Source organism: Leisingera sp. ABM4_060, from assembly GCF_056158765.1.
Genome location: NZ_JBSWTX010000001.1, coordinates 1,364,684 through 1,389,944, shown reverse-complemented (window position 1 = coordinate 1,389,944; position 25,261 = coordinate 1,364,684). Strand labels below are relative to the sequence as shown.

The window sequence follows — 25,261 nt, the reverse complement described above, 5'->3', positions numbered from 1 at the left end:
CCGGAATTGTCTTAATCTCGATTTAAGATACCGGGCAGGCAGCAGACAGGGCTGAGGCAATGAACATCAACTGGATCATCAACATGGTGCTGCGCAAGCTGGTCAGCCGTGCGGTCAATGCCGGTGTAAACGCGGGCATCAATGCGGTTTCCAAACGCGGCAAACGTCCGGGGCCGGGCAGCGCGCCTGCGCAGCAGGCAGGGCGCTCGCGCATCCCTTCGGTCAAGCCGGGGCGGCGTCAGGGCTGATCCGCTTGCGGCGCAGCCCCAGCGCCTCCGCCGCGCCAGCAAGGGCCAGCAGCGCCGAAAGCGCCAGGCATCCGGCCAGCCCCCAGCTGGCAAACAGCAGGCTGCCGGTGAAGGGGGCTGCAAAGACGCATAGATAGGTGACGGTGCTGTAAAGCCCCATGATGGCGCCGCGCTGGGACAGGTCCAGCGCCGTCAGCCGCGCCACCAGCAGGTTGAGGCCCAGATGCTGGAACACGCCCCAGACCAGGGCGGCGCCCAGCAGCAGCGCATACTGCGGCGCTGCGGCCGCCAGCAGCATGTAACTGGCCGCAATCACCAGCAGCACCGGCGCCGTCGCGCGCGCCAGCCCCAGCCGGTCCAGCAGCGGATCCAGCAGCACCGCCAGACCAAAGCCGATGCCGTAGAACAGCGGCAGAAGCCCGGCCTGGGTGGTGCTCCTCCCCAGCACTTGGGTGATATGGGCGCCGGTGAAGAAGTAGCTGCCGTAGAACCCCATCATCAGCAGTGCTGCCGCCAGCAGCCCGCGCCAGATCCCCGGCACCCGCAGCGCTGTCAGCGGCGAGGTTGCCCTGCCGCTGGGGCTGCCCGCCCCGCGCAGGGATACGGCTGCACCCCACAGCAGCAGCGCAATGCCCGCCAGCGCGCCGTAAACCGCCCGCCAGCCCGCCAGGTCGGTGGCCCAGGCGCTGACACTCACCCCCAGCACCATCGACACCGTCCAGCCGGACAGCACCAGCCCCAGCACCCGCGCCTCGCGCCCCTTGGGAGCAATCACCATCGCCAGCGTGTAGATCGAGGGCAGGGCGGCCCCCGCTGCCAGCCCGCACAGCACCTGCGCCGCCGCCAGCATCCAGGCATCCGGCGCCGCGGCACTGGCTGCCAGTCCCGCCGCCAGCAGCAGCAGCGCCATCCGCAACAGCCGCCCGGCACCGATCCGGTCGCCCAGGGGCGCCAGAACCAGCGCCGCCGCCGCCACCCCCAGCCCATAGGCGCTGGCGGCCCGCATGACCTCGCCGGTTGCGGCGTTCAGGCTTTCACTCACCGCCGTCACCACCGGCGACAGCAGGAGCGAGTTTGCGCCAATCACGCCAATAGCGCTCATCAGGATCAAAATGGGGGTCCGCATGGGTTTAGCCTTGAATGGTGTTCGAGTATAACTGCTATTCACTGAATGGTGTTCTGTGAAGGGCAGGAGCATATGGGGCAGGAAAAAACAGATGGCATTCGGAAAACCGGCGGCGCGGCCCGGGTGCTGGACGCTTTGGACCGAAGAATATTAGGTGCGCTCAGCGGGGATGCGACGCTGTCTTATGCCGCCATCGGCCAGGCGGTTGGCCTGTCGGCGCCTGCGGTGCATGAGCGGGTGAAACGGCTCAGGGCCTCTGGCGCGATTGAGGTCACAATTGCCCGCCTCGATGGCGCCGCCGTGGGCAAGCCTCTCTTGGCATTTATCCATGTGGAAACCGAGGGCTGGGGTGTCACTACGGACCTGCTCGCGCTGCAGCAGATGCCCGAGCTGGAGGAAATCCACAGCGCCGCAGGCGATGCCAATCTGATTCTCAAGGTGCGGGTGGCCTCGCCGAAGGCGCTGGAGGGCTTGCTGGCGCGGGTCTATGAGGTCGACTGCGTGCGCGGCACCCGCACCCATATGGTGCTGTCCACCCATCTGGACAGGCCAGTGCAGGCAGGCACGACGGAAGATCTGACGGAGGGTGGTCCGGTCAAGTGAAGGGTTTCCCGCCGGGCCATTGGGGGCAAGGCTAGTGTACTGGAGGAAACGGAATTCGGCGCGAATTCCGTCCTGAAATCCTGCGAGGACTTCAGGCCCGCTGCGCCCCTCTGCCGCCGGTTTCCGCGCCGGAAACCGGGCCGAATTCCTCGCAGGAATTCGATCCGCCGCGCATCTGTGCTGATCTTGCTCCCCCGGGCGGACGGCTTGCCTCCCGGGGTACCGCCCCTGGCGGGTCTAGCCCGGCGTCTTGAAGTGCTTCGACAGCTTCAGCCCCTGGCCCTGGTAGTTGGAGGCAATGCCCGCGCCATAAAGCTGCTCGGGCACCTCCGCCATCTTTTCATAGACCAGCCGCCCGACCACCTGGCCATGCTCCAGCACAAAGGGCGCCTCGTGGCAGCGCACCTCCAGCACCCCGCGCGATCCGGTGCCGCCAGCCGCGTCATGGCCGAAACCGGGGTCAAAAAAGCCCGCGTAATGCACCCGGAACTCGCCCACCATCGCCAGATAGGGCGCCATCTCGGCGGCAAAGGCGGGCGGGATATGCACCGCCTCGCGGCTGACCAGGATATAGAAGGCGCCGGGGTCCAGGATGATGCGGCCATCCTTGGTGCGCACCTCTTCCCAGTATTCCTGCGGGTCGTATTCGCCGATCCGGTCCAGATCGATGACGCCGGTGTGCGGCTTGGCGCGGTAGCCGACCAGATCGGTGCCGGGCAGCTTGAGGTCAACGGAAAAGCCGAGGCCGTCCTCGATCACCGCCTCGCCATCCACCAGCGGCGAGCCGGCGTGCAGCATCTTCAGTTCCGCGTCCGACAGAACCGCCTGGCCGGTGCGGAAGCGGATCTGGTTCAGCCGCATGCCGGGACGCACCAGCACCGAAAACGACCGGGGGCAGATTTCCGCATAAAGCGGGCCGGTGTAGCCGGGCTTGATCCGGTCGAACTCTTCGCCGCCATCGGTGATAGTGCGGGTCAGAAGATCCAGCCGCCCGGTGGAGCTTTTGGCGTTGGCCACGGCAGAGACGCTGTCCGGCAGCGCCAGGCTCTCCATCAGCGGCACCACATAGACGCAGCCCTTTTCCAGCACCGCACCGCCATCGAGGCTGATCCGGTGCATCTCGAACTCGCTGAGCCGGTCGGAGACGCTGCTGCCTTGGCCGGCCAGAAACGAGGCCCGCACCCTATAGGCCACGGTGCCCAGCCGCAGATCGAGGCTCGCGGGCTGGACCTGGCCCTCCGCCAGCGGCGCGCTGACGGCGATTTCGCCGCGCGCGAGCATCTTTTCAATGGTTTGGCTGGGCAAAACGCCTGTCATTCTCTGTCCCCTCCGCGCGCCGGCTTTGCGGCGATGCTGTCCCATCCGGGCGCCATGCGCAATCAGCAAAGCAGGTTCCGGATATGAAAACGCCCGGGTGCGCAAACACCCGGGCGTTTTTCATATGGTCGGGCTAGCAGGACTCGAACCTGCGACCTTCCGTCCCCCAGACGGACGCGCTACCAGGCTGCGCCATAGCCCGTTGAAAAGCCTTCTAACCGTTTTCGCGGCAGGGGCAAGAGGGCGCAGCAAGATTTTTTGCAGCTTCTTGCAGAAATCCTGCCGGCTGAGGCAGTTACCGGGACTTTGCCTTTCGGCATCCGTTTCCCGGCACGGGAAACGGAGCGGAATTCGCGCCGAATTCCGGCGCCTGCATTCAAGGCCTGCCTGCGGTCAGCGCCCGCAGCTCTTCGGCGCAGGCCGAAATTTCCGCTAGGGCGTGCGGCGGCAGGCTGCGGAGCGCGGCAAGATGCGCCAGAACCCCGGGCGGCACCGCCGCAGGTTCCTCCGGCGCGTCCTCGGCTGCGGGGGCCGGCTCCACCGGGCTTTCCAGCGGTTCCTCACCGCCAGGCTCCGGCTCGCCGCCATCCTTGAAGCCGGAGGCGAATTCCAGCGCGTCCACCTGGCGGGCCGCCTCGTCCAGGTCATGCGGCGGGAAGGGGGCAGGGCTTTCGCCATCCTGCTCCGGATCCGCCTCCGGCAGCTCAGCCGGGCTGGTTGCAAACGGATCGGCGGCCGCGGTGCCAAAATCCATCGGCTCCTCAGGCTGCAACCCGGCGGCCGCCACCAGAGTGTCCTGTGCCGGAAGCGCGTCCGCCGCTGTATCCGGTTCCGCGTCCGGAACCGTCTCCAGCGTCAGGTCTTCTGCCGGGGCGGCCTGTTCAGCCGCCGCAGTCTCTTCTGCTGTCGCAGCTTCCGCGAAGGTCTCCGCCCCGGTGGGCAGGGGGGGCTCCATCGCTGGTTCGGCGGCGGGTTCAGGCGCCGCCGCGGGGGCTGGTTCGGTAAATTCGGCCGTCTCTGCTGCCGGCTCCGGCTCTGCGGCGGGGGGCAGGGGGGGCGGGGGTGATTCTGCCGCAGGGGCGAAGCCCGCGGCGTCTTCCGGCTCTGCAAGCGGGCCGGCTGCCGTGGGATGCTCCGGTTCGGCAACAGGCCCGGCGTCTGCTTCCGGCTCTGCAAGGGGCTCTGCCTCAGATGCGGGGAGCGGAGACTGGGGGGGCGCCGCCGGTTCGGCTGCGGCTGCCGGTTCCGGCTCCGCCATGGGCGCGGTCATGCGGTCTGGCTCGAGATCCGGCGCGGGCTCTGCGTCTGCGGACGGCGGCAGCGGGTCCGGGAGTGCGGAGAATTCCGGTACGGGGGCGGGCGTTTCGGGCGGGAGGGACCTTTCTGAGGGTGCTTCCGCGCCCGGTTCCGCAATGGGTTCCGGCGGCTGTTCTGTCCAGGGCGCGGCCTCCTCCGGCCCAGCGGCTTCCGGGTGCTCGCTGGCGGCAGAGGCCGGTGCAAGCTCGGATTCGGCAGCTGGCGCCTCTGGAACCGCAGGTAAGTCCGCGGCTTCGGCTGGGGCGGCGCCAGCCGCGGCCGCACCGGCGGCGGGAGGCTCCGGCTGCGGGTCGTCAGCAAGGGGAAGCTCCGCAACGCCGTCAGCCGCCGGCGTGTCCAGATCCATCCGCATCTGCGGCTCTTCCGCGGCGGGGGTTTCCGTCGCGGGCTCTGCTGCGCTGGCGACGGGCTGCGGATCGGCAGCGGGCTGCTGCGGTGCCGCCTGCTGCGGAAACCCGACAACATTGTCCGCATGGGGGCCGCCGCTGCCAGCCTCCAGGAGGCTTTGGTCCTGCGCCGCTTCGCCCTGCGCCGCTTCACTATGGGCAAGGTCCAGCGAGCTTTGCCAGTCGCCGCCCAGCTTGTCCGCCGGAGGGGCCTTGGCGGCGGGTGCTTCCGCGCTGCCGTCCAGCGGGTGGGAGAACTCAGCCACATGGGCCGCGCCATGCTCGCGCAGCATCGCCTGAACGTCCTTGATCGGCAGCCCGTCGTCGTGCAGCAGCTTCTTGATGCCACCCAGCAACTGCATATCCGCAGGCCGGTAATAGCGCCGCCCGCCGGCGCGCTTCACAGGCTTGACCTGGGTGAATTTGCTCTCCCAGAAGCGCAGAACATGCGCCTGCACGCCCAGCCACTCCGCAACTTCGCTGATGGTGCGGAAGGCGTCCGGTGATTTCGACATGGCTTAATCTGTCCCGTTTACTTACGGTTGCCGTCTGCCACGCGGTCTTTCATCAGGTGGGAGGGCCGGAAGGTCAGCACGCGGCGCGGCTGGATCGGCACTTCTTCGCCGGTTTTCGGGTTGCGCCCGACCCTGGCTGACTTGTCCCTTACGCTGAAGGTGCCGAACGAGGAGATCTTTACCTGTTCACCGCGCACCAGGGCATCCGACATATGCTGCAGCATGCTTTCCACCAGCTGAGCGCTTTCGTTGCGCGACAGGCCGACTTCCCGGAAAACAGCTTCACTCAAATCCATTCTTGTCAGTGTTTTTTCGCCCATACCAATCCCCGTTGTTTTGCAAAGCATAGGGTGCAGGGAAATTCCCTGTCAATATCAATGAATTGCAAGGGGGTATTCGGGCGGGTATTCGGGCGGAATGGTTACCAGCGCAGCACAACGGCGCCCCATGCGAGGCCGCCGCCGATGGCTTCGGTCACGATCAGGTCGCCTTCTTTGATCTGGCCGCGCTGCTTGCCGACAGAAAGCGCAAGCGGAATGGAGGCGGCGGAGGTATTGCCGTGATCCTGCACGGTTACCACCACATTGTCCATGCTCAGGCCCATTTTCTTGGCGGTGCCTTGAATAATGCGGATATTGGCCTGATGCGGCACGATCCAGTCCACATCGGCGGCGCCAAGGCCCGCGCGGTCCAAAGCGGTGTTCGCGGTGGAGGCGAGTTTCTCGACCGCATGGCGGAACACCTGGTTGCCTTGCATCCGCAAATGGCCGGTCGAATTGGTGGAGACGCCGCCGTCGACGTACAGGAGATCCTTGTAGCGGCCGTCGGAATTCAGGTCGGTGGACAGAATCCCGCGGTCCTTGTTGGTGCCGGCCATCTCCTGCGCTTCCAGGAGCAGCGCGCCGGCGCCGTCGCCGAACAGCACGCAGGTGGTGCGGTCGGTCCAGTCCATGATCCGGCTGAAGGTCTCGGCGCCGATCACCAGCACCCGGTCTGCCTGGCCTGAGGCAATCAGCGCGTTGGCATTGCTGAGCGCGTAGACAAAGCCCGCACAGACAGCCTGCACATCAAAGGCAAAACCCTTGGTCATACCCAGCTTGGCCTGCACCATGGTGGCAGCGGACGGGAAGGTGAGATCGGCGGTCGAGGTGGCGACGACAATCGCGTCCACATCATCCGCCGTCAGCCCTGCATCCGCCAAAGCGCGTGTCGCGGCCTTGGCGGCCATATCCGAAGTGGTCTCTCCCTCGGCGGCGAAGTGGCGGCGTTCGATGCCAGAGCGGGTGCGGATCCACTCATCGGTGGTCTCCAGCTCCGGCATGGCTTCGAATTCCGCGTTTTCAACAACCCGTTCGGGGAGATAATGGCCAGTGCCAACAACTACCGCGCGTCGCGTCATCCGGTGCCTGCCTTGCTTTTAGTCTTTATCAGTGGCCGCCCGCAGTTCGCGGGGGGCGTTTTCATCTTGGGCAGCCGCGCCGGCAGATGCAACCCGCGCAGCCAGTTTTTCGGCAAATCCATGCTGGGCCAGCCGGTAAGCGAGCTTTACCGCGGCTGAAATGCCGGTGGCATCGGCGCCGCCGTGGGATTTCACCACGGTGCCGTTCAGCCCTAGGAACACGCCGCCGTTCACCCGCCGGGGATCCATCCGTTTTGACAGCCGTTTCAGTGACGTAACGGCCAGCAATGCCGCGATCTTGGAGAGGAAGGAATACTGGAACGCCTCGCGCAGCGCGGTGCGCATCAGGCTGGCAGTGCCTTCGCCGGTCTTGATCGCCACATTGCCGGTAAACCCGTCGGTCACGATCACATCTGCGACATCTCCGGGGATGTCGCTGCCTTCGACAAAGCCGACAAACTCGAAGCTGGATTTCTCCGCATTGTCCGCAATCAGCGCAAAGGCTTCCTTCAGCTCGGCGCGGCCCTTGTGTTCTTCGGTGCCGACGTTCAGCAGCCCCACCCGGGGGCGGGTGATGTCCATCGAGTTGCGCACGTAAGAGGTGCCCATCAGGGCGTATTGCAGCAGGTCTTCGGCATCGGCCTTCACATCGGCGCCGACATCCAGCATCACGTTGAAGCCCTGCGGGTTCAGCGAGGGCCACAGGATCGCAATGGCGGGGCGGTTGACGCCGGGCAGCTTGCGCAGCCGCAGCATGCTGAGCGCCATCAGCGCGCCGGTGTTGCCGCAAGAGACGGCACCGCCGGCCTCGCCGTTCTTGACCGCGTCCAGCGCCGACCACATCGAGGTGCCCTTGCCGTTGCGCATCACCTGGGAGGGCTTGTCCTCCATGGTGACCACATCCTGGACATCGCGAATCTCGACGCGGCCTTCCAGCACCCGTTTCCGGGCAACAAGAGGCCTCAGCTGCGCCGCGGGGCCATGCAGGATGAACCCGATGTCCGGGTTCTTTTCTGCAGACATGGCAATGCCGGCCACTACAACAGCAGGGCCGGCGTCTCCGCCCATGGCGTCAACAGAAATAGTGATGCGGCCGGCTTCTGCCTGATTTAGATCGGGTTTACCCGTCATGCGAAAGCCTGCCTGGCATCAAATCCTGTCCGTGGCTTACGCCGCGTCTTCGTCGATCTCGATCTCGTCTGCAGCTGCGACGATTTCCTTATCGTCGTAGTGGCCGCAGGAGGGGCACACGTGGTGCGGGCGCTTCAGCTCGCCGCAGTTGCCGCATTCGTTCGGGTTCGCAGCAACCAGTGCATCGTGCGCGCGGCGGTTGTTGCGGCGCGATTTGGATACTTTGTTCTGTTGGACGGCCATGTCTCAACCTTTGTCTGTTTGGGCCTTGGGGCCATCCCCGCGGCTGGATTGCATTCGTGTTCGCTCGGTCTGACGTGCGTTTAGGCGCCTGCCCAAACATTGTCCAACCAAAAATTCCGATGAGCGCGCGAAAATACTGCGAATCTCCGGCGGCGCAAGGCGTTTTTTAAGGCAGCGGCGCCCAGCAGGCCAGATGCAATTTCCGCATGTGCGAAAAAACCGGTTCAGCCCTCATCTTTCAGCTGGCCGCGCAAGGCTGCAAGGCCGGCAAAGGGCTTGGCGTCCTCGTCCCGCATCGGCGCCACCCCCGGTTCGGCGTAAACCGCCTCGCCCAGTTCGGCGCCGTCCTTGCGCGGGTAGGCGGGCAGATGCAGGGCTAGCGCCTCAACCATCACTTCGGCCGGGTCGATATGGCTGCCGAGCGCTTCGGTGCTGTCATCCTCGGGCATCTCGACTTCGGCGCCCTCGGGTGTTTCGAAGCTGGCGGCGTAGGTGAGGGAGACCTTTTCGTCGATCCGGGTGGTCACCGGCTCCAGCGTCACCACGCAGTCCTGCACCACGGTGGCGCCCAAGGTCCCGGTCAGCTGCCAGTCGCGCTTGCCGCGGGCCTTGATCTCGCCGGCAAAGCGCAGTTTGCGCAGGGCATTCAGGCCCAGCTCCGCCGCAAGCGCGGCCAGGTCCTCCTTGCCGGGGGCAATTTCAAAGGCGGTCGGGCTGTTCTGCGGCAGATCCGCAACCCGCAAGGCGGTGCTCTCAGACATGTTAGGGAACTTTCGTTTCTTGAACCGGAAGCGGTCATTAGGTAATCGGGTTCAAAGACGTATTCAAGCCGCACATTGCTGCGGCAGACTGGGGGGCAGTCATGTTTGCAAAGCGGTTTCACTCCAAGGCACTCCTGCGCGGGGCGGTTTTTGCCGTCGCCGGGCTGGCGCTGGCGGCCTGCGCCTCGGTCTACCGCAAGCACGGCTATGTGCCGACGCCCGATCAGCTGGCCGAGGTGGTGCCAGGGATCGACACCAGGGATTTGGTGGCCGAGAGCATCGGCGTGCCCACATCGACCGGCGTGCTGAACGAAAGCGGCTATTACTATGTTGCCACCCGCTTCCGCCATTATGGCGCCACCGCCCCCAGGCCGGTGGCACGCGATCTGGTGGCGATCAGCTTTGACGCCCAGGGCGTGGTGCAGGCGATTGAGCGCTACAATCTGGAAGACGGCAAGGTGGTGCCGCTGGAGCGCCGCGTGACCAGCTCCAGCGTCGACGACAACCCCTTCCTGCGCCAGCTCTTGGGCAGCCTGGGCAACTTTGGCCCCGATCAGTTCCTGCAGGATCAGTAAGCCGGCGTCACCGGGGCGTCACACTGCCTGTGCTAGGGGCTGAGCCGGGCAACGGGGAGGCCGCGATGGCACATCCGCAAACGCTTTTGAGCAAGGGGCGCTACCGCGCCCGCCTTGCGGCGCGGCCGGAGGATGTGGCGGCGGCGCAACGCCTGCGCGGCCTGTGTTTTGGCACCTTGGGCATTGATCAGGACGGTTTCGACGCTGATTGCATCCATGTGCTGGTGGAGGATATCCGCAGCGGCGTGCCGGTCAGCTGTTTCCGGCTGCTGGTGCTGGAGGGCGGCGGCGGTCTGGGCCGCAGTTATTCGGCGCAATTCTATGACCTCACCGCCTTGCAGGCGTTTCAGGGGCGGATGGCGGAAATGGGCCGGTTCTGCATCCATCCGGGGCGGAGCGATCCTGACATCCTGCGCGTCGCCTGGGGAGCGATGACGGCGTTTGTTGATGCCAATGAAGTGGAAATGCTGTTTGGCTGCTCGTCTTTTGCCGGCACGTCCGCAGACGCCTATCTGGATGCTTTTGCTATGCTCAAGCACCGGCACCTGGCGCCCAAGCGCTGGCGGCCGCGGGTGAAGGCGCCCGATGTGTTCCGCTTTGCTGCCCGGCTGCGGCGCAAACCGGATGCAAGAAAGGCAATGCTGGGGATGCCGCCCTTGCTGCGCAGTTATCTGATGATGGGCGGCTGGGTCAGCGACCATGCGGTGATCGACACCCATATGAACACACTGCATGTGTTCACCGGGCTTGAAGTCGGCGCCATCCCCGCGTCCCGCAAGCGGCTGCTGCGGGCCGTGGCCGGGGGGAATTGAGTATTTCCGGCAAGATGAAAGGGGAGCGTTGACGCGCCCTTGCAGCCGGTTTAGCTGGCTGGCATGGCACGTATTCCTCTTTTGCAGATGTCCGGTATCTCGCTGACCTTCGGCGGCAATCCGGTTTTCGCGGATCTTGATCTGGTGGTTCAGCCCGGCGACCGGGTGGCGCTGGTGGGGCGCAACGGCTCGGGAAAATCCACCCTGATGAAGGTGATGGCGGGGCTTGTTGAAGCGGATACCGGCTCGATCGTGGTGCCGCCGGGCAAATCGGTGGGCTACATGGAGCAGGACCCGAAGATGGAGGGGTTTGCGACGCTGGGCGATTTTGCTTCCAGCGGGCTGGAGCCGGGCGAGCTGTACAAGGTGGAGCGTGCGGGCGAAGGGCTGAAGTTTGATCCCGCCCGGCCTGTCGGGACCGCATCCGGCGGCGAGCGGCGGCGGGCGGCGCTGGCCAAGCTGATGGCCGAGGCGCCGGACCTGATGCTCTTGGACGAGCCGACCAACCATTTGGATATCGAGGCGATCACCTGGCTGGAGGCAGAGCTGAAGGCCACCCGCGCCGCCTTTGTGCTGATCTCTCACGACCGGGCATTCCTGCGCGCCTTGACCCGGGCCACCCTGTGGGTGGACCGCGGCGAAGTGCGCCGGCAGGAGAAGGGGTTCGAGCATTTCGAGGCCTGGCGCGACAAGCTGTGGGAGGAAGAAGACCAGCAGCGCCACAAGCTGAACCGGCTGATCAAATCCGAAAGCCGCTGGGCGGTGGAAGGCATTTCCGCGCGGCGCAAGCGCAACATGGGCCGGGTACGCGCACTGCAGGATCTGAAGGCGGAGCGTTCCGCCCAGATCAAGCGCCAGGGCGCGGCAGAGATGGCGCTGGAAGCAGGCCCCAAGTCGGGCCGCAAGGTGATCGAGTCCGAGGGGCTGAGCAAGGCGTTCGGCGGCAAGCCGATTGTGCAGAACTTCTCTTTGAAGGTGCAGCGCGGCGACCGGGTGGCCTTTGTCGGTCCCAATGGCGCGGGGAAAACCACGCTGCTGAAGATGCTGCTGGGCATGGAAGACCCTGACGCCGGGTCTGTGAAGCTGGGCACCAATCTGGAGGTTGCGCTGTTTGATCAGACCCGCGACCAGCTGGATGGAGACGCGAGCCTGTGGGAGAATCTGACCGCCGATCCGTTGCTGGGGATTTCCGGCAAGGCGGACCAGGTGATGGTGCGCGGCCAGCCCAAGCATGTGGTGGGCTATCTGAAGGAGTTTCTGTTCGACGAACGCCAGGCCCGGGCGCCGGTGCGGTCGTTGTCGGGCGGCGAGAAGGCACGATTGCTGCTGGCGCGGCTGATGGCGCGGTCCTCGAACCTCCTGGTTTTGGACGAACCCACCAACGATCTGGATGTGGAGACGCTGGACCTCTTGCAGGAGCTCTTGGACAATTACGACGGCACCGTGCTGCTGGTCAGCCACGACCGGGATTTCCTGGACCGGGTGGCGACCACGACAATTGCGATGGAGGGCAACGGGCGGGCCACCGCCTATGCCGGCGGCTGGAGCGATTACATCGCGCAGCGCGGGCCGCTGGAGGCAGCGGAGCGGCCGGAGAAGGTGAAGCCTGCCAAGGCAAAGCCCAAACAGGAGAGCCAGCCCAAGGATGGCCTGAGCTTCAAGGAGAAGCACCGGCTGGAGGCGCTGCCCGCGGAGATCGAACGGCTGGAGGCGGAGATCGGCAAGTTGCAGGAGCTGATGAGCGATCCGGAGCTGTTCACCCGCGAGCCGGTCAAGTTCAAGAAGGCCACCGAGGCGCTGGTGGAGCGGCAGGAGAAGCTGGCCGCCGCCGAGGAAGAATGGCTGGAGCTGGAGGAAAAAGCCGGGGGCTGAGGCGGCTCTTCCGGTTGGGTCAGTAAGGCTGACCAAATGTTTCGCGCGTGAAACATTTGGTCAAAGAGGCTGCCGTAAAACTTTGGAAATCATCAGGAAAAATGAACCGCGGGTTAAGGCGGCGGGCGCTGGCTTAACGGGTTGAGGACCGTCAGCGGGGGCGGGCCGGGTTGCCTGTGACGGTCTGCCCGGCGGCCACGTCTTTGGTGACCACAGCGCCGGCCCCCACGATGGCGCCATCGCCGATGGTGACACCGGGCAGGAGGATGGCGCCGCCGCCGATCCAGACGTCAGCGCCCAGGGTGACCGGCAGGGCAATCTCCAGCCCCTGGGCCCGCAACGCCCTGTCTTTGTGGTGCTGGGCGCAGTAGATCTGCACATTCGGCCCCAGCATGGTTCCGTCGCCAATGGTCACCGGCGCGCTGTCCAGAATGGTGCAGCCGGCGTTCATATAGACATTGCGGCCCAGGCGGATGTTGAGGCCGTAGGAACAGTGGAACGGGGTCTCGACCAGGCAGTTTTCGCCGTGTGCGGCGAAGAGCGCGGCCAGCGCGGGGCTGAGGGTTTCCGCCGGATCGGGAGGTCTTGTGTTGTGCTGCTGCACCGCCACCCGGGCCTGATGGCGCAACGCCGCCAGTTCGCTGTCCAGGCAACAGTACCAGCCGCCAGCCTGCATTTTCTGGTGTTCGGTTCTGGTCATCGGAGCCTCCTGGCGGGGAGTGAAGGGCCGGCGGGCGGGATTGTCAACGGCCGGGGCTCCCGCGCCCGCAGGTGCCCTGGCTGCGCCAGAGCACCTTTGTGCGGCCTTGGGCCGGGCACCGCTGGCGCGGTGCCGGGCGGGCGGTTTAGCCGGTTTTGGTCATCTCATTGAGGGTGAAGGCGGCCACTGCGCCCTCGGTCGCGGCCATATAGGCGGCCAGATGCGGCGCGTTCATGTGCTGCTGCCACAGATCCCGCGTTTCCCAGGTTTCATAGAACACAAAGAAGCCGGGCGTCTGGTTGTCCTGGTGCAGGTCATAGCGGATGCAGCCGTCCTCGGCGCGGGTGATCGGCACCAGCTTTTCGAGTTCGGCTTTGACCAGGGCTTCCTGACCGGGCTGGGCGGTGATCTGGGCGAGAATGGTGAGGGCCATCGGGGCCTCCTGTGCTTGAGTGGTTTGATGGGAGGGGATATGGAGGTGCGGTATTTTCTGCGCAAGAACGCATGTTTTGTGAGGGTAGGCACCAAATGGATACTGTGAGCGGCAAGGACGCCCGGACAGCCCGGTTCGAGACTTATGACTGCAGCGGCGGCTGCCCGGTGGAGGCGGCGCTGGAGCAGATTTCGGGCAAGTGGAAGGGGCTGATCGTCTATCACCTGCTGCCGGGCACCCTGCGGTTCAACGCCCTGGGGCGGGCGCTGGGGGATGTGACGCAGCGCAGCCTGACCAAGCAGCTGCGGGAACTGGAGGCGGATGGCATCGTGCACCGCAAGGTCTATGCCGAGGTGCCGCCGCGGGTGGAATACAGCCTGACCGCCAGAGGCCGGGCGCTGCGCCCGGTGATCGAGGCGCTGGCGGCCTGGGGTGCGGGGGCCGACGGGTGAAACGGAGGGCTGGCAGGGCGCTCCCGCGCCCGCAGGCGCCTTGGCTGCGCCAAGGCGCCTTTGTGCGGCCTTGGGCCGGGCGCTGCTTGCGCAGCGCAAAAGGTTTTGCTGAGAAGCGCTTGAGGGGCAGCTGTGCCCCTCAAGGTGCCATGCCGAGTGTGTGTTTTGTTGAGGCCGCCTCAAGGATGAACCGTGCTTCGCACGGCGGCTGTGCCGTCCTTGACCCACCCTCAACGGAGGGGGCTTAGCGCATGCGCAGAGCGCCGTCGATGCGGATGACTTCGCCGTTGAGGTAGCCCATTTCGACGATGAAACCGGCGAGGCGGCCGTATTCGCGCGGATCGCCCAGGCGGGCGGGGTTGGGGACATCGGCGGCGAGCTGCTGCTGCACCTCTTCCGGCAGGCCGGCCAGCATCGGGGTCATGAAGATGCCGGGCGCGATAGTCATCACCCGGATGCCCGAGGAGGCGAGATCGCGGGCCATTGGCAGGCACATGCCGGCAACGCCGCCCTTGGAGGCGGCATAGGCGGCCTGGCCTTTCTGCCCGTCGAAGGCGGCGATGGAGGCGGTGTTGATGATCACGCCGCGGGCGTTGTCGGCATCGGGGGCGTTCCTGGCGATCTCCACCGCGGCCAGGCGGGCGACGTTGAAGGTGCCAACCAGGTTGATGTCAATGGTGCGCTTGTAGGCATCCAGCGGGTGCGCGCCGTCCTTACCAACTGTTTTGGCGCCAATGGCGATGCCCGCGCAGTTCACGCAAGCGGTGATCCTGCCCATTTTCGCTGCTGCATGGGCGATGGCGGCGGCGACGGAGTCTTCGCTGGTCACATCGGTCTGGGCGAAATGCCCGCCGATCTCCTCTGCCACCTGGGTGCCGCGATCGGCGTCGCGGTCCAGGATGGTGACCTGGGCGCCCTGTTCGGCAAAGTAGCGGGCGGTTGCCTCGCCCAGGCCAGAGGCGGCGCCGGTGATGACGGCGGCGGTATCTGCGAGTTTCATGAGCGGGGCTCCTCCCGGTTATATGAACGTGCGTTCATATAATGGAGGCGGCGTGCTCCTGTCCAGCGGGACGGGACGTCGCGGGCGCAGCCGGGCCGTGCCGTGCGGCCGGGCCGTGCCGTGCGGTCAGGACCTGGCCATCAGCCTGCGGTCCAGTGCCGCCAGCGGGCGCAGCAGGCGGCCGAGCGGCGGCCAATAGCCCCATGTGCCGCCCAAGGCGTGCAGTTTTGCGCCGGTGCCGAGCTTGAAGCGGGCAAGGCCGGGCGCGTCCTCGGTATTGATCAGGCCGAGGTCGAGCCGGGAGATGCCCTTGGCGGCGAGCCAGGACATGGCCTCCCACAGCAGCAGATTATGGGCGCTGAGCTGTTTGCCGAGCGCGGTGGTGTGGGCGACGTGGTAGGTGGCGCCCTGGCCGTGGGTGAGGATCAGGATGGCGGCCACGGGTTCCTTGCGGTCGATGGCCTGGAACAGCTTGGCCTGCCCCTTGTTCACCTGGGCATAGGCCAGTGTCAGGCCGATGGGCCAGCTGCGGTAGCGGCGTCTGGCCTGCTGCCGGGCCTCAGCCTGGAACAGCCAGTGCGCAGGGGCGATGGGCAGGTTCTGCCGGGTGAGGCGGAGGTTTCGGGATTCGCCGTGTTTGAGCCGGTTGCGCCATTTCTGGTGCAGCGCGGCGCGGCGCTGGTCCGGGTTGCCGCTGAGGTCCAGGAAGGCTGTATGGGCAGGGCTCATCAAGGGCAGGGCGCCGCAGCGGGCAAGCGCCGGGGCCGGGGTTTCCGGCGACAGGATCACCGGTGTGCGGGTAAGGCCCTGTTGCTGCAGCAGGTCCAGCAGGGGCTGCGGATTGCCAAGGGGGGCACGGTTGACCATGGCTGCGCTGAAGCCGCCGGGAAAGCGGCGGTGCAGAACCAGCGTATCTTCCAGGGAGCCGAGGATCAGCGGCCTTTCACCGCAGGCCTGCAGTGCCCGGGCAAACTCCGGCGATTGCTGGAGCGCGCGGGGCTGTCCGGCGGCGGTGTGGCGGGGCATCGCATCGGCTTGGGGAAGATCGAACATGGCACCATTTACCGGTTGGAAACCTAAATCGCGGTTAATGGCGGTATGAAAAATTTGACGAAAGTTTTGGGCCGATCGGCGCCTGCGAAAGTTTTGGGCCAATCGGCGCCTGCGCCGAGGCTGACCAAGGCGGCGGCCTTGCTGATTGCCATCGGCCTGTCGGTGCCGGTGTTTGTGCTGCTGACGCTGCTGGATCTGCTGCTGTTCTAGCGGCTGGCGGGGGGCTCCCGCGCCCGCAGGTGCATTGGCTGCGCCAATACGCCTTTGTGCGGCCTTGGGGTGACGAGCGTTAGGGAAACCGTCCGGGGGACGGTTTCAGCGAGGAACGGGCGGAGCCCTGGGTGCGCAGCAACAGAGATGCTGAGAGGCGCTTAAGGGCAGGTCTGCCCTCAAGGCGCCTGTTTCAGGGTATCCCGGCTCTCCCCGCCTCAAGGGTGAACCGTGCTGCGCACGGCCGCGTGCGCGGCCCTTGACCCGGGGACAGCCTGGGTGAGCCGTTGCGTAAAACCGCTGCCGCGCCGCGCGGCGGCGCCGGGCCCAACCGTGAAGGCCCGTCTTTGATGGGGCTGGAACGGGCGGGAGGGCCTGCGGCATGAAAAAAGGGAGCGCGGCGGCTCCCTTTTTACGTTTCAGGCCAGGTTACGTTTCAGGCCAGGCGGTTCAGCCTTCCAGACGCACCAGCGCGTGGCGTTTCTTGCCGGCGCTCAGCTTGATCGGCGAGGACAGGGCGCCGGCATCAATCATCAGGCCTGCGTCGGTCAGCGGCTGGTCGTCGATTTTGGCGCCGTTCTCGGCAATCAGGCGCTTGGCGTCCTTGCCGGATTTGGCGAGGCCGGACTTAACGATCAGCTGCACGATCGAGATGCCGTCACCGAGGTCGGCAGGGGACAGCGACAGGGTGGGCAGGTCGTCGCCGACGCCGCCTTTCTCGAACACCTCGCGGGCGGTGGCTTCGGCGGCCGCCGCCGCTTCGGCGCCGTGGCAGAGGGTGGTCACCTCATTGGCCAGGATCACCTTGGCGGCGTTCACTTCAGATCCAGCCAGCGCGCCGAGGCGTTCGCATTCCTCGACCGGCAGCTCGGTGTAAAGCTTCAGGAAACGGCCCACATCGGCGTCGGTGGTGTTGCGCCAGAACTGCCAGAACTCATAAGGGGAGCGCATCTCGGCGTTGAGCCACACGGCGCCGTCCTGGGATTTGCCCATTTTCTTGCCGTCGGAGGTGGTCAGGAGCGGTGAGGTGAGGCCGAAGATCGAATTGTCCAGCACCCGGCGCGTGAGGTCGATGCCGTTGACGATATTGCCCCATTGGTCCGAACCGCCCATCTGCAGGATGCAGCCGTAGCGGCGGTTCAGCTCCAGGAAGTCATAGGCCTGCAGGATCATGTAGTTGAATTCGAGGAACGACAGCGACTGCTCGCGGTCGAGGCGCGATTTCACGCTCTCGAAGGACAGCATCCGGTTGACCGAGAAATGGCGGCCGATGTCGCGCAGGAATTCCAGGTAGTTCAGCCCGTCAAGCCATTCGGCATTGTTCAGCATCAGCGCCTTGTTGGGCGCATCGGTGTCATAGTCGATGTAGGCCGAGAAGACCTTCTTGATGCCTGCGATGTTGTCGTTGATCGCGGCTTCATCCAGCAGCGGGCGTTCATCGGCGCGGAAGGAGGGGTCGCCTACCTTGGTGGTGCCGCCGCCCATCAGGGTGATCGGCTGGTGGCCGGTCTTCTGGAACCAGCGCAGCATCATGATCTGAATGAGCGAGCCCACGTGCAGCGATTTCGCGGTGGCGTCAAAGCCGATATAGGCCGGGCGCACGCCGCTGATCAAGGCGTCATCCAGGCCCTGATAATCGGTGCAGTCCGCGAGGAACCCGCGTTCCATCATGACTGCGACGAAATCCGATTTCGGTGTGTAGGTCATAACATGCCTCGGTCTATGGTTTTGCACCATGCCCTATAAATCGCATCGCTGCCGGTTGGAACCTGTTTTCCCGGCAAATGTTGCGCGGTAGTATCCTGTGCAACGGGCGGGACGGTCCGGTGTGTTGGAAAGGCAGGGGCGATGAGCAAGGCCATTGCAAAAACGGGTATGGTGCGGGCGCTGGGGGCGATGAGCGGCACCTCGCTGGACGGGGTGGATGCGGCGGTGGTGGTGACCGACGGCGCGCGCATTCAGAGCTTTGGCGAGAGCAGCTACCGCGAATATACGGAAGAGGAGCGCGGCGTGCTGCGCGCCGGCCTCGGCAAGTGGACCGGGCCCGAAGTGGAGGCCGCGGCAGAGGTCTGCGATGCGGCTCATGCGGCGGCGCTGGCGGAATTCGGGGATGTGGAGATCATCGGCTTTCACGGCCAGACCCTGGCCCATGCGCCGCGGCTGCAGGGCACGCTGCAGGTGGGCGATGGGGCGGCTTTGGCAGAGAAACTGGGCAAGCCGGTGGTCTGGGATTTCCGCTCCGACGATGTGGCGATGGGCGGCGAGGGCGCGCCTCTGGCGCCATTCTTTCACTTTGCCTGTGCGAAATACATCGGTGCTGAGAGGCCCCTGTGTTTTCTGAATCTGGGCGGGGTGGGGAACCTCACCTATGTGGATCCGCGGTTCGAGAGGCCGGAGGAGCCGGGGGCGCTCTTGGCCTTTGACACCGGCCCGGCCAATGCGCCGGTCAATGATCTGGTGCAGGAACGCTTGGGCATTCCCTGGGATGCGGATGGCAAGGTGGCGATGTCAGGCACAGTTGAAACCGGTGCGCTGGAGCTGTTCCTGGCCGAGCCCTATTTCTCAAGAATGCCGCCCAAGTCGCTGGACCGTAACGATTTTGCCGAGATGGTCACGCTGGTGCGCGAGCTGAATGATGCTGATGCGGCAGCCACTCTGACAGCGATGTGCGCGGCTTCGGTTGCCCAGGGAATGCAGCATTGCCCGGAGCCGCCGGAGGTGGTTCTGGCCACCGGCGGCGGCCGCCGCAACCCGGTTCTGATGGAGATGCTGCGAGTGTCGCTGGACTGCCCGGTGAAGCCCATCGAGGACGCCGGGCTGGACGGCGACATGCTGGAGGCGCAGGCCTTTGCCCATCTGGCAGTGCGGGTGGCGCGCGGGATGCCGACCTCGGCGCCGGGCACCACCGGAGTGAGCGCCTGTGTCGGCGGCGGGGTGGTCAGCGTGCCGGGGGCATGACGCGCCGGAATTCTGCAAGAATTCCGGCCAAAATTCCGTGCCGGAATTTTGTTGCGTTTCAATGACCGGCTTAGCGTGCCAGCTGCTTCACATAGTCCGCCGTGAATTCTCCATACCCGTTCGATGTCGACTTCAGGTGCGCCTGGGTAATCGCGTGGAAAGCCGGCAGCTGGTGGAAGGGCACGTTCGGGAAGGAATGATGCTCGGCATGATAGGGCATGTTCCAGGCCAGAAAGCGCACCAGCCGGTTGGTGAAGGTGGTGCGGGAGTTTTCCAGCATGTTGGCGACCGGCGGGCAGAGGCCGTGCTCCGCCAGCAGGTAAGCGCGCAAAAACGGCTGGCCGATCAGCAGCGGCACGATCCACAGCCACAGCACCAGCGGCGAGACCAAAAGGCTCAGCAGTGCGGCGGCATAGATGGCCAGCAGAACCCGGGCCTCCAGCCGCATGTGCGCGTGGCGGCGTTCCGGCAGGTAGGGCGAGGTGATGGTGCCGAAGGCGTTGCGCCAGATGGTCCTGGCCATGCCTTTCCAATAGCCCCAGCCGCTGAGGTACAGGATCCACTGGCCGAAGGTTTCCGGCCGGCCGCCGTGTTCCAGCTCCGGGTCGCGCTCAGGGTCGTTGGTGAACTTGTGATGCGCCAGATGGTAGTAGCGGAACCAGACAAAAGGCAGCGCGATGGCCAGGGCGCAAAAGTGGCCTGCGGCCTCGTTCATCCAGCCGCTTTTGAACGGGGTTTTATGGGTGCATTCATGCGACAGCGTGAACAGGAAAACCAGCAGCACGCCTTGCGGCAGCATCAGCAGCGGCCACAGAGGGACCTTCACCGCGATCCCCAGCATACACAGAGCCAGAGCCCCCAGATACAACGCCAGATGACGCAACCCTGCGGCATCGGAACGTTTGGTCAAACGGGTTTTGGTTTCGGCGGGCAGCGCCTTGATCAGCGCGGTGTGGTCGACTGCATCAGACATACTGGACAATATTGTCCAGTGGATTGATTCGCACAAGAGGCCGGACTCAGCCGCGCGGGATGTCGAAACCGGGTGCGGCCAGCTCGAAACCCTCGAACTGAAACCCGGGCGAGACGGTGCAGCTGACCAGGGTGAACGCACCAGTGGTGCGGGCCGCCTGCCAGTGGCCGTCGGGCACGATCAACTGCGGCGCGCCCTTTGCCAGGTCCGGGGTCAGCAGATGGTCCTGCGCGGGGCCTGCGTCCGTTGCCGCCAGCGACAGCACCAGCGGCGCGCCTGCGTGGTAGAGCCAGATTTCGGCGGCATCCACCCGGTGCCAGTGGCTGCTCTCGCCTTCCTTTAAAAGAAAGTAAATACAAGTGCCTGCGGGGCGCCCCTCATTCGATGCGCGCCAGGTTTCCCGGTACCAGCCGCCCTCCGGGTGCTGCTGCAGGCCAAGATGTGTGATGATCTGATCCGCGGTCATTGCTGCTCTCCCTGCATTGGCGCTGGTAAATCCGCATCCCAGCCATATGTTTGGGCCATGACACTCACGATCCCCTTTGACAACACCTATGCCGCCCTGCCGCAGGGCTTCTACAGCAAATTGCCGCCGCAGCCGGTGAAGGCGCCAAAACTTGTGGCCTTCAACGATAACCTGGCAAGGATCCTGGGCGTCGCGCCCGGTGAGGCGGCAGAGATGGCCGAGGTCTTTGGCGGCAACCAGGTGCCGGAGGGGGCGGAGCCGCTGGCGCAGCTTTACTCCGGCCATCAGTTCGGCACCTATAATCCGCAGCTGGGCGACGGGCGCGCGATCCTGCTGGGCGAGACAGTGGGCGCGGATGGCAAACGCCGCGATATCCAGCTGAAGGGCTCGGGCCGGACGCCCTATTCACGCAATGGCGACGGGCGGGCCTGGCTGGGGCCGGTGCTGCGCGAATATGTGGTCAGCGAAGCGATGCACGCGCTTGGCATTCCGACCACCCGGGCGCTGGCGGCGGTGGAGACCGGCGAGACGGTCTGGCGCGAGGGCGGACTGCCTGGTGCGGTGCTGACCCGGGTGGCCTCCAGCCACCTGCGGGTCGGGACTTTCCAGGTGTTTGCGGCACGCGGCGACAAACACAGCCTGCAGCAGCTGACGGAGTATGCCATTGCCCGCCATTATCCGGGTGCGGAAGGGCCGATGGGGCTGCTGCGCGCGGTGCGCGATGCCCAGGCAGAGCTGATTGCCGCCTGGATGGCCGTGGGCTTCATCCACGGGGTGATGAATACTGACAATTGCGCAATCTCGGGCGAAACCATCGACTATGGTCCGTGCGCCTTTATGGACGTCTACCACCCGCATACGGTGTTCTCCTCGATCGACCGCGGGCGGCGCTATGCCTATGCCAACCAGCCTTCAATTGCGGTCTGGAACCTGGCGCAGCTGGCCACCGCGCTGATCCAGCAGATGGAGGATCCGCAGGCGGGTGTCGAAGAAGCAACAGAGGTTGTGCATGCCATGCCGCAGCTGACCGAAGGCGCCTGGCTGAGCCGGTTCCGCGCCAAACTGGGGATCTCCTCGGCGCGGGAGGGGGATCTGGATCTGGTGACCGCGCTGCTGGGGCGGATGGCAGAGAACCAGAGCGATTTCACCAATACCTTCAGAGCGCTGGCAGATGGCTCTGCCCGGGATCAGTTCACCGATCCGGCGGCATTCGATGCGTGGGACCAGGACTGGCAGGCGCGGCTGGAAGGCGAACCGGAGCCGCAGGCGGTGATGCGCGCGGCCAATCCCGCCTTCATCCCGCGCAACCACCGGATCGAGGAGATGATCGCCGGTGCGGTTGCCGGGGATTACGCGCTGTTTCACCGGCTGAACGCGGTGCTGGCAACCCCTTATGAAGACCAGCCTGAACACGCGGACCTGCAGCGCCCGCCGCTGCCGGAAGAAGTGGTTCAGGCAACCTTCTGCGGAACCTGATCCCTCTTCTTCTTGCTGGAAATATCCTCGGGGGTGAATTGAGCTGAAAGCTCAAGAGGGGGCAGACAGCCCCCTTCCTGTGCGATGCCCGGCGCGAAACGGTTGTGCCAAAGGCGGCTCCCGGCGCAAACTGGCGGCATGGGCCGGGAACAGAAGATACCAGGGCGGCCGCGGGGCAGGCTGCGGGTTGCAACGTACAACATCCGGAAATGCATCGGCATGGACCTGCGCCGCAGGCCGGAGCGGACGCTGCAGGTGATGGCGGGTCTGGAGGCGGATATTGTCGTGCTGCAGGAGGCCGACAAGCGGCTGCCGCCGCGCCCCGCTGCCTTGCCGCATTTCCTGGTGGAGGAGACCGGCTGGCAGGCGGCGGAACTGGGCGGCGCCGGGTCGCTCGGCTGGCACGGCAATGCGGTGCTGTTCCGGGATCGCGTGGCATTGCGCGGCAAGGGCCATATCCCGCTGCCGGGGCTGGAGCCGCGCGGTGCGGTCTGGGTGCTGCTGGAGAGCCCGCTGGGAGCGGTGAAGGTGATCGGTGCGCATCTGGGCCTGACCGGCCGGGCGCGGCGGGAGCAAATGCATGCTTTGGCCCGGGCGGCGGCGGCGGAGGATGCCGCGGTGGTGCTGGCCGGCGATTTCAATGAATGGTCGCGCAGGCCGGTGCTGGAGCATATTGCCCCGGCATTGACCTTTGTGCCTGCAAGGCCCAGCTTCCCGGCGCTGCGGCCCTTGGGCGCCTTGGACCGGATTGCCCATTGCCGCCGTCTGATCGCGGTGGCGCATGGGGTGCATATGGGGCGGCCTGCGCATGTCGCTTCGGACCATCTGCCGGTCTGGGCGGATTTGCAATTGGCGTAAGGTCAATAGGCGGGGGAGGAGCTCCCGCGCCCGCAGGCGGATTGGCTGTGCCAATCCGCCTTTATGCGGCCTTGGGCCTGGCGCTGCTGCGCAGCGCAAGGACTTTTGCTGAGAAGCGCTTAAGGGCAGGCTTGCCCTTAAGGCGCGTATCCAAGTGTGTATTCCGCCGGAACCGCGTCAAGGGCAAGCCGCGCATCCGCGCGGTCCCTGCGGGACCCTTGACCCGGTGCCGCCGGAGTCTGGCCGTCAAGTCAGCGGGCGCGCTGTTTTGCGCCGCCGCGGCGCTGGCCGCCCGGCTTGCTGCCTTGGGGTTTGCCCTGTCCGCCACCGCGGCGCCGGAAACCGCCCGGTTTGCCGCCGGGGCCGCCGCGGCGGCCGCCCGGCTTGCCTGCAGGCGCAGCCGGGTCGGGCATTGCCTCCCAGGCGCGGCCGGAAGCCACCGGGATGGAGATTTTCATCACCTTCTGGATTGCTTTCAGATCGTCCATTTCATCCGGCGCACAGAAGGCCACGGCCTGGCCGTCCTTGCCTGCCCGCGCGGTACGGCCGATGCGGTGGACATAGGCGTCCGGCACATTCGGCAGCTCGTAGTTGTAGACGTATTTCACGTCCGGGATGTCGAGGCCGCGGGCGGCGACGTCGGTGGCGACCAGCACCTTGATCTCGCCCGCCTTGAAGGCCGCCAAGGCGCGCTCGCGCTGGCCCTGGCTTTTGTTGCCGTGGATGGCGGCCGCCGCGAAGCCGGATTTCTCCAGCGTCTTCATCAGCTTTTCCATGCCCCATTTGGTGCGGCCGAAGACCAGGGTACGCTCATCCTTGTGGGCGTCCAACAGCTCTTTCAGCAGCGAGAGCTTTTCGGCCTTAGCGATGAAATGCACCGACTGGGTGATCTTGTCGGCGGCCTTGCCCGGGGGCGAGACCTCGATCCGCACCGGGCTTTGCAGGTAGGAGTTGGCGATCTCGTTCATCTGCTTGGGCATGGTGGCCGAGAACAGCATGGTCTGGCGCTCGGCCGGGATCAGCGCCGCAATCTTGCGCAGGGTATGGATGAAGCCGAGGTCCAGCATCTGGTCGGCTTCGTCCAGCACCAGGAAGTCGCAGGAGCCGAGGTCCAGCGCGCCGCGGTCGAGGATGTCGATCAGGCGGCCGGGGGTGGCGACCAGGATGTCGGTGCCCTTGGCGATGCGGGCGATTTGCGGGTTGATGGAGACACCGCCCACCACCAGGCCGACCTTCATCGGGGTGTTTTCGGTCAGGCCCTTCAGTGTGTCGGCAATCTGGTTGGCCAGCTCGCGGGTCGGCGCCAGAACCAGGCCGCGCACGGTCATCGCGGCGGGCTTGCGGCCGTATTCCAGCATCCGCGCCACCAGCGGCACGCCAAAAGCGGCGGTCTTGCCGGTGCCGGTCTGCGCCAGGCCCAGCACGTCCTGGCCGTTCAGCGCATGGGGGATGGCGCGGGCCTGGATCGGGGTGGGGTCGTTGAGGCCCATGTCCTTGAGGCGGGCGAGGAGCTTTTCGGGCAGCCCCATGGTCGAAAATTCAGTCACATTCATATCCTTGTGCGGCCAGGCAGTATGCACAGGCCGGTGCCGCGGATCAGAGCCGCGGATGGGGTGGGCAGGGGCCTCAGACGGGCGCTGGCCGGATGCCAGGCCGCTGGCCTCTGCAATCCCCACGCGTGATTTTGGGAATGGCGGCATATCACTAGACCCCGGGCATTTGGTTGTGCGCATTCGGCGCGGCCGGTTTTGGTCTCTGCTCACGCGGCAGGGAGGGATGCCTGGGTGCCACATGGCTGTGGATAAAGCGCATGTCAAGCGGGTATCTCTGCAAAACCCGGTTTTCGCGGCCTTTGGCATCCGTTAAAGAGGTGGACCAGAACTTCATGAGGACACCGATGCCAGAGACGATTATCGCCCGCTGCGAGGCCAAGGGGCTGCGCATGACCGGCCAGCGCCGGGTGATTGCCCGGGTGCTGCAGGAGAGCGATGATCATCCGGATGTGGAGGAGCTGTATGCCCGCGCCAGCGCGATGGATGCCGGTATTTCGATTGCCACCGTCTACCGCACCGTGAAGCTGTTCGAAGAGGCGGGGATCCTGGAGCGGCTGGAGTTCGGAGACGGGCGCGCGCGTTATGAGGATGCCGAGCGCGAGCATCATGATCATCTGATCGACATGAACACAGGTGCTGTGATCGAGTTCTGCGATCCGGAGATCGAGGCGTTGCAGGAGAAGATTGCCCGCAAGCTGGGCTATGAGCTGCGCGGCCATAAGCTGGAGCTTTACGGGGTGCCGCGCAAGGAGGGGTAGGCTGCGCGGCTTGCGGCAGGCCGTTTTCTTGTAAAGAAAACGGCTCGGAATTCGTGGCGAATTCCG

Annotated in this window: 27 protein-coding genes and 1 tRNA gene; 11 read left to right on the top strand and 17 right to left on the bottom strand. The window is 65.6% G+C overall.

The window, feature by feature from the left end:
• The first annotated feature begins 59 nt into the window (after positions 1-59).
• The gene (locus tag ACXAEH_RS06840; RefSeq protein WP_475031711.1) at positions 60-248 is read left to right on the top strand and encodes a hypothetical protein; all 189 of its coding nucleotides are present in this window, start codon (positions 60-62) and stop codon (positions 246-248) included.
• Here ACXAEH_RS06840 and ACXAEH_RS06835 read toward each other — a convergent pair.
• Positions 223-1,374, bottom strand: a complete 1,152-nt coding sequence (locus ACXAEH_RS06835; protein ID WP_475031710.1) for an MFS transporter — start codon at positions 1,372-1,374, stop codon at positions 223-225. The genes ACXAEH_RS06840 and ACXAEH_RS06835 overlap by 26 nt on opposite strands.
• A gap of 45 nt (positions 1,375-1,419) precedes the next feature.
• Between ACXAEH_RS06835 and ACXAEH_RS06830 the strand changes: the two genes are divergently transcribed.
• Positions 1,420-1,977 carry an Lrp/AsnC family transcriptional regulator gene (locus ACXAEH_RS06830; RefSeq protein WP_475031709.1) on the top strand — a complete coding sequence of 186 codons (558 nt, stop codon included), beginning with the start codon at positions 1,420-1,422 and terminating at the stop codon, positions 1,975-1,977.
• A gap of 237 nt (positions 1,978-2,214) precedes the next feature.
• On the opposite strand, the gene ACXAEH_RS06825 is transcribed toward ACXAEH_RS06830, so the two are convergent.
• The 8 genes from ACXAEH_RS06825 to ACXAEH_RS06790 all read right to left on the bottom strand — a co-directional run bounded on the left by ACXAEH_RS06825 (position 2,215) and on the right by ACXAEH_RS06790 (position 9,046).
• Positions 2,215-3,294: a 2'-deoxycytidine 5'-triphosphate deaminase gene (locus ACXAEH_RS06825; protein ID WP_475031708.1), complete on the bottom strand. Its 1,080-nt coding sequence runs from the start codon at positions 3,292-3,294 to the stop codon at positions 2,215-2,217.
• Between the two features lie 125 nt (positions 3,295-3,419).
• Positions 3,420-3,496 (bottom strand) — tRNA-Pro (locus tag ACXAEH_RS06820).
• 174 nt (positions 3,497-3,670) lie between these two features.
• Positions 3,671-5,512 (bottom strand): MerR family transcriptional regulator, encoded by a 1,842-nt coding sequence (locus ACXAEH_RS06815; protein WP_475031707.1) that lies wholly within the window; start codon positions 5,510-5,512, stop codon positions 3,671-3,673.
• Positions 5,513-5,529: 17 nt separating this feature from the next.
• Positions 5,530-5,832 carry an integration host factor subunit alpha gene (gene ihfA, locus ACXAEH_RS06810; RefSeq protein ID WP_008207184.1) on the bottom strand — a complete coding sequence of 101 codons (303 nt, stop codon included), beginning with the start codon at positions 5,830-5,832 and terminating at the stop codon, positions 5,530-5,532.
• 101 nt (positions 5,833-5,933) lie between these two features.
• Positions 5,934-6,911 carry a beta-ketoacyl-ACP synthase III gene (locus tag ACXAEH_RS06805; RefSeq protein ID WP_475031706.1) on the bottom strand — a complete coding sequence of 326 codons (978 nt, stop codon included), beginning with the start codon at positions 6,909-6,911 and terminating at the stop codon, positions 5,934-5,936.
• Between the two features lie 18 nt (positions 6,912-6,929).
• Positions 6,930-8,042, bottom strand: a complete 1,113-nt coding sequence (gene plsX / locus ACXAEH_RS06800) for a phosphate acyltransferase PlsX (protein WP_475031705.1) — start codon at positions 8,040-8,042, stop codon at positions 6,930-6,932.
• A 36-nt stretch (positions 8,043-8,078) separates the two neighbouring features.
• Positions 8,079-8,285 (bottom strand): 50S ribosomal protein L32, encoded by a 207-nt coding sequence (rpmF, locus tag ACXAEH_RS06795; protein WP_008558107.1) that lies wholly within the window; start codon positions 8,283-8,285, stop codon positions 8,079-8,081.
• A 224-nt stretch (positions 8,286-8,509) separates the two neighbouring features.
• Positions 8,510-9,046: a YceD family protein gene (locus ACXAEH_RS06790; RefSeq protein WP_475031704.1), complete on the bottom strand. Its 537-nt coding sequence runs from the start codon at positions 9,044-9,046 to the stop codon at positions 8,510-8,512.
• Between the two features lie 101 nt (positions 9,047-9,147).
• On the opposite strand from ACXAEH_RS06790, the gene ACXAEH_RS06785 reads away from it, so the two are divergent.
• From ACXAEH_RS06785 to ACXAEH_RS06775, 3 genes are all read left to right on the top strand, one after another.
• The gene (locus tag ACXAEH_RS06785; RefSeq protein ID WP_475031703.1) at positions 9,148-9,621 is read left to right on the top strand and encodes an outer membrane protein assembly factor BamE; all 474 of its coding nucleotides are present in this window, start codon (positions 9,148-9,150) and stop codon (positions 9,619-9,621) included.
• A gap of 65 nt (positions 9,622-9,686) precedes the next feature.
• Complete coding sequence (locus ACXAEH_RS06780; RefSeq protein WP_475031702.1) at positions 9,687-10,433, top strand: GNAT family N-acetyltransferase; 747 nt, start codon at positions 9,687-9,689, stop codon at positions 10,431-10,433.
• Between the two features lie 63 nt (positions 10,434-10,496).
• Positions 10,497-12,305 (top strand): ABC-F family ATP-binding cassette domain-containing protein, encoded by a 1,809-nt coding sequence (locus ACXAEH_RS06775; RefSeq protein ID WP_475031701.1) that lies wholly within the window; start codon positions 10,497-10,499, stop codon positions 12,303-12,305.
• A 151-nt stretch (positions 12,306-12,456) separates the two neighbouring features.
• Here the strand turns inward: ACXAEH_RS06775 and ACXAEH_RS06770 are convergent, their stop codons facing one another.
• Both ACXAEH_RS06770 and ACXAEH_RS06765 read right to left on the bottom strand, forming a co-directional pair.
• Positions 12,457-13,005: a sugar O-acetyltransferase gene (locus ACXAEH_RS06770; RefSeq protein ID WP_475031700.1), complete on the bottom strand. Its 549-nt coding sequence runs from the start codon at positions 13,003-13,005 to the stop codon at positions 12,457-12,459.
• Positions 13,006-13,150: 145 nt separating this feature from the next.
• Positions 13,151-13,438, bottom strand: a complete 288-nt coding sequence (locus ACXAEH_RS06765) for a putative quinol monooxygenase (protein WP_475031699.1) — start codon at positions 13,436-13,438, stop codon at positions 13,151-13,153.
• 95 nt (positions 13,439-13,533) lie between these two features.
• Here ACXAEH_RS06765 and ACXAEH_RS06760 point away from each other — a divergent pair, with 95 nt between their 5' ends.
• Positions 13,534-13,890 (top strand): winged helix-turn-helix transcriptional regulator, encoded by a 357-nt coding sequence (locus tag ACXAEH_RS06760; RefSeq protein ID WP_475031698.1) that lies wholly within the window; start codon positions 13,534-13,536, stop codon positions 13,888-13,890.
• Positions 13,891-14,134: 244 nt separating this feature from the next.
• Here ACXAEH_RS06760 and ACXAEH_RS06755 read toward each other — a convergent pair whose 3' ends face one another.
• Together ACXAEH_RS06755 and ACXAEH_RS06750 are read right to left on the bottom strand one after the other, a co-directional pair.
• The gene (locus ACXAEH_RS06755; RefSeq protein WP_475031697.1) at positions 14,135-14,890 is read right to left on the bottom strand and encodes an SDR family NAD(P)-dependent oxidoreductase; all 756 of its coding nucleotides are present in this window, start codon (positions 14,888-14,890) and stop codon (positions 14,135-14,137) included.
• Between the two features lie 126 nt (positions 14,891-15,016).
• Positions 15,017-15,943: a GNAT family N-acetyltransferase gene (locus ACXAEH_RS06750; RefSeq protein ID WP_475031696.1), complete on the bottom strand. Its 927-nt coding sequence runs from the start codon at positions 15,941-15,943 to the stop codon at positions 15,017-15,019.
• A 45-nt stretch (positions 15,944-15,988) separates the two neighbouring features.
• Between ACXAEH_RS06750 and ACXAEH_RS06745 the strand changes: the two genes are divergently transcribed.
• Positions 15,989-16,153: a hypothetical protein gene (locus tag ACXAEH_RS06745; protein ID WP_475031695.1), complete on the top strand. Its 165-nt coding sequence runs from the start codon at positions 15,989-15,991 to the stop codon at positions 16,151-16,153.
• A gap of 450 nt (positions 16,154-16,603) precedes the next feature.
• Here ACXAEH_RS06745 and tyrS read toward each other — a convergent pair whose 3' ends face one another.
• Positions 16,604-17,860 (bottom strand): tyrosine--tRNA ligase, encoded by a 1,257-nt coding sequence (tyrS, locus tag ACXAEH_RS06740; RefSeq protein ID WP_475031694.1) that lies wholly within the window; start codon positions 17,858-17,860, stop codon positions 16,604-16,606.
• Positions 17,861-18,001: 141 nt separating this feature from the next.
• Here tyrS and ACXAEH_RS06735 point away from each other — a divergent pair, with 141 nt between their 5' ends.
• The gene (locus ACXAEH_RS06735; protein WP_475031693.1) at positions 18,002-19,111 is read left to right on the top strand and encodes an anhydro-N-acetylmuramic acid kinase; all 1,110 of its coding nucleotides are present in this window, start codon (positions 18,002-18,004) and stop codon (positions 19,109-19,111) included.
• Positions 19,112-19,181: 70 nt separating this feature from the next.
• On the opposite strand, the gene ACXAEH_RS06730 is transcribed toward ACXAEH_RS06735, so the two are convergent.
• Together ACXAEH_RS06730 and ACXAEH_RS06725 are read right to left on the bottom strand one after the other, a co-directional pair.
• Entirely contained in the window at positions 19,182-20,084 is a 903-nt protein-coding gene (locus tag ACXAEH_RS06730) for a fatty acid desaturase (protein ID WP_475031691.1), read from the bottom strand.
• A 46-nt stretch (positions 20,085-20,130) separates the two neighbouring features.
• Complete coding sequence (locus ACXAEH_RS06725; RefSeq protein ID WP_475031690.1) at positions 20,131-20,550, bottom strand: cupin domain-containing protein; 420 nt, start codon at positions 20,548-20,550, stop codon at positions 20,131-20,133.
• A 57-nt stretch (positions 20,551-20,607) separates the two neighbouring features.
• Here ACXAEH_RS06725 and ACXAEH_RS06720 point away from each other — a divergent pair, with 57 nt between their 5' ends.
• Together ACXAEH_RS06720 and ACXAEH_RS06715 are read left to right on the top strand one after the other, a co-directional pair.
• Entirely contained in the window at positions 20,608-22,026 is a 1,419-nt protein-coding gene (locus tag ACXAEH_RS06720) for a protein adenylyltransferase SelO (protein WP_475031689.1), read from the top strand.
• A gap of 138 nt (positions 22,027-22,164) precedes the next feature.
• Positions 22,165-22,884 (top strand): endonuclease/exonuclease/phosphatase family protein, encoded by a 720-nt coding sequence (locus tag ACXAEH_RS06715; protein ID WP_475031688.1) that lies wholly within the window; start codon positions 22,165-22,167, stop codon positions 22,882-22,884.
• A gap of 251 nt (positions 22,885-23,135) precedes the next feature.
• Here the strand turns inward: ACXAEH_RS06715 and ACXAEH_RS06710 are convergent, their stop codons facing one another.
• On the bottom strand, positions 23,136-24,431 hold the full coding sequence (locus ACXAEH_RS06710; RefSeq protein WP_475031687.1) for a DEAD/DEAH box helicase: 1,296 nt from the start codon (positions 24,429-24,431) through the stop codon (positions 23,136-23,138).
• Positions 24,432-24,781: 350 nt separating this feature from the next.
• Between ACXAEH_RS06710 and ACXAEH_RS06705 the strand changes: the two genes are divergently transcribed.
• Positions 24,782-25,195 (top strand): Fur family transcriptional regulator, encoded by a 414-nt coding sequence (locus ACXAEH_RS06705; protein WP_475031686.1) that lies wholly within the window; start codon positions 24,782-24,784, stop codon positions 25,193-25,195.
• Positions 25,196-25,261 lie beyond the last annotated feature (66 nt).

Coding starts and splice junctions, on each gene's coding strand:
- ACXAEH_RS06770 (WP_475031700.1), bottom strand. CDS start 13,005: ATGACCAGAACCGAACACCAGAAAATGCAGGCTGGCGGCTGGTACTGT.
- ACXAEH_RS06790 (WP_475031704.1), bottom strand. CDS start 9,046: ATGTCTGAGAGCACCGCCTTGCGGGTTGCGGATCTGCCGCAGAACAGC.
- tyrS (WP_475031694.1), bottom strand. CDS start 17,860: ATGACCTACACACCGAAATCGGATTTCGTCGCAGTCATGATGGAACGC.
- ACXAEH_RS06785 (WP_475031703.1), top strand. CDS start 9,148: ATGTTTGCAAAGCGGTTTCACTCCAAGGCACTCCTGCGCGGGGCGGTT.
- ACXAEH_RS06780 (WP_475031702.1), top strand. CDS start 9,687: ATGGCACATCCGCAAACGCTTTTGAGCAAGGGGCGCTACCGCGCCCGC.
- ACXAEH_RS06840 (WP_475031711.1), top strand. CDS start 60: ATGAACATCAACTGGATCATCAACATGGTGCTGCGCAAGCTGGTCAGC.
- ACXAEH_RS06805 (WP_475031706.1), bottom strand. CDS start 6,911: ATGACGCGACGCGCGGTAGTTGTTGGCACTGGCCATTATCTCCCCGAA.
- plsX (WP_475031705.1), bottom strand. CDS start 8,042: ATGACGGGTAAACCCGATCTAAATCAGGCAGAAGCCGGCCGCATCACT.
- ACXAEH_RS06835 (WP_475031710.1), bottom strand. CDS start 1,374: ATGCGGACCCCCATTTTGATCCTGATGAGCGCTATTGGCGTGATTGGC.
- ACXAEH_RS06755 (WP_475031697.1), bottom strand. CDS start 14,890: ATGAAACTCGCAGATACCGCCGCCGTCATCACCGGCGCCGCCTCTGGC.
- ACXAEH_RS06715 (WP_475031688.1), top strand. CDS start 22,165: ATGGGCCGGGAACAGAAGATACCAGGGCGGCCGCGGGGCAGGCTGCGG.
- ACXAEH_RS06725 (WP_475031690.1), bottom strand. CDS start 20,550: ATGACCGCGGATCAGATCATCACACATCTTGGCCTGCAGCAGCACCCG.
- ihfA (WP_008207184.1), bottom strand. CDS start 5,832: ATGGGCGAAAAAACACTGACAAGAATGGATTTGAGTGAAGCTGTTTTC.
- ACXAEH_RS06705 (WP_475031686.1), top strand. CDS start 24,782: ATGCCAGAGACGATTATCGCCCGCTGCGAGGCCAAGGGGCTGCGCATG.
- ACXAEH_RS06735 (WP_475031693.1), top strand. CDS start 18,002: ATGAGCAAGGCCATTGCAAAAACGGGTATGGTGCGGGCGCTGGGGGCG.
- ACXAEH_RS06775 (WP_475031701.1), top strand. CDS start 10,497: ATGGCACGTATTCCTCTTTTGCAGATGTCCGGTATCTCGCTGACCTTC.
- ACXAEH_RS06730 (WP_475031691.1), bottom strand. CDS start 20,084: ATGTCTGATGCAGTCGACCACACCGCGCTGATCAAGGCGCTGCCCGCC.
- ACXAEH_RS06760 (WP_475031698.1), top strand. CDS start 13,534: ATGGATACTGTGAGCGGCAAGGACGCCCGGACAGCCCGGTTCGAGACT.
- ACXAEH_RS06750 (WP_475031696.1), bottom strand. CDS start 15,943: ATGTTCGATCTTCCCCAAGCCGATGCGATGCCCCGCCACACCGCCGCC.
- ACXAEH_RS06815 (WP_475031707.1), bottom strand. CDS start 5,512: ATGTCGAAATCACCGGACGCCTTCCGCACCATCAGCGAAGTTGCGGAG.
- ACXAEH_RS06765 (WP_475031699.1), bottom strand. CDS start 13,438: ATGGCCCTCACCATTCTCGCCCAGATCACCGCCCAGCCCGGTCAGGAA.
- ACXAEH_RS06830 (WP_475031709.1), top strand. CDS start 1,420: ATGGTGTTCTGTGAAGGGCAGGAGCATATGGGGCAGGAAAAAACAGAT.
- rpmF (WP_008558107.1), bottom strand. CDS start 8,285: ATGGCCGTCCAACAGAACAAAGTATCCAAATCGCGCCGCAACAACCGC.
- ACXAEH_RS06720 (WP_475031689.1), top strand. CDS start 20,608: ATGACACTCACGATCCCCTTTGACAACACCTATGCCGCCCTGCCGCAG.
- ACXAEH_RS06745 (WP_475031695.1), top strand. CDS start 15,989: ATGAAAAATTTGACGAAAGTTTTGGGCCGATCGGCGCCTGCGAAAGTT.
- ACXAEH_RS06825 (WP_475031708.1), bottom strand. CDS start 3,294: ATGACAGGCGTTTTGCCCAGCCAAACCATTGAAAAGATGCTCGCGCGC.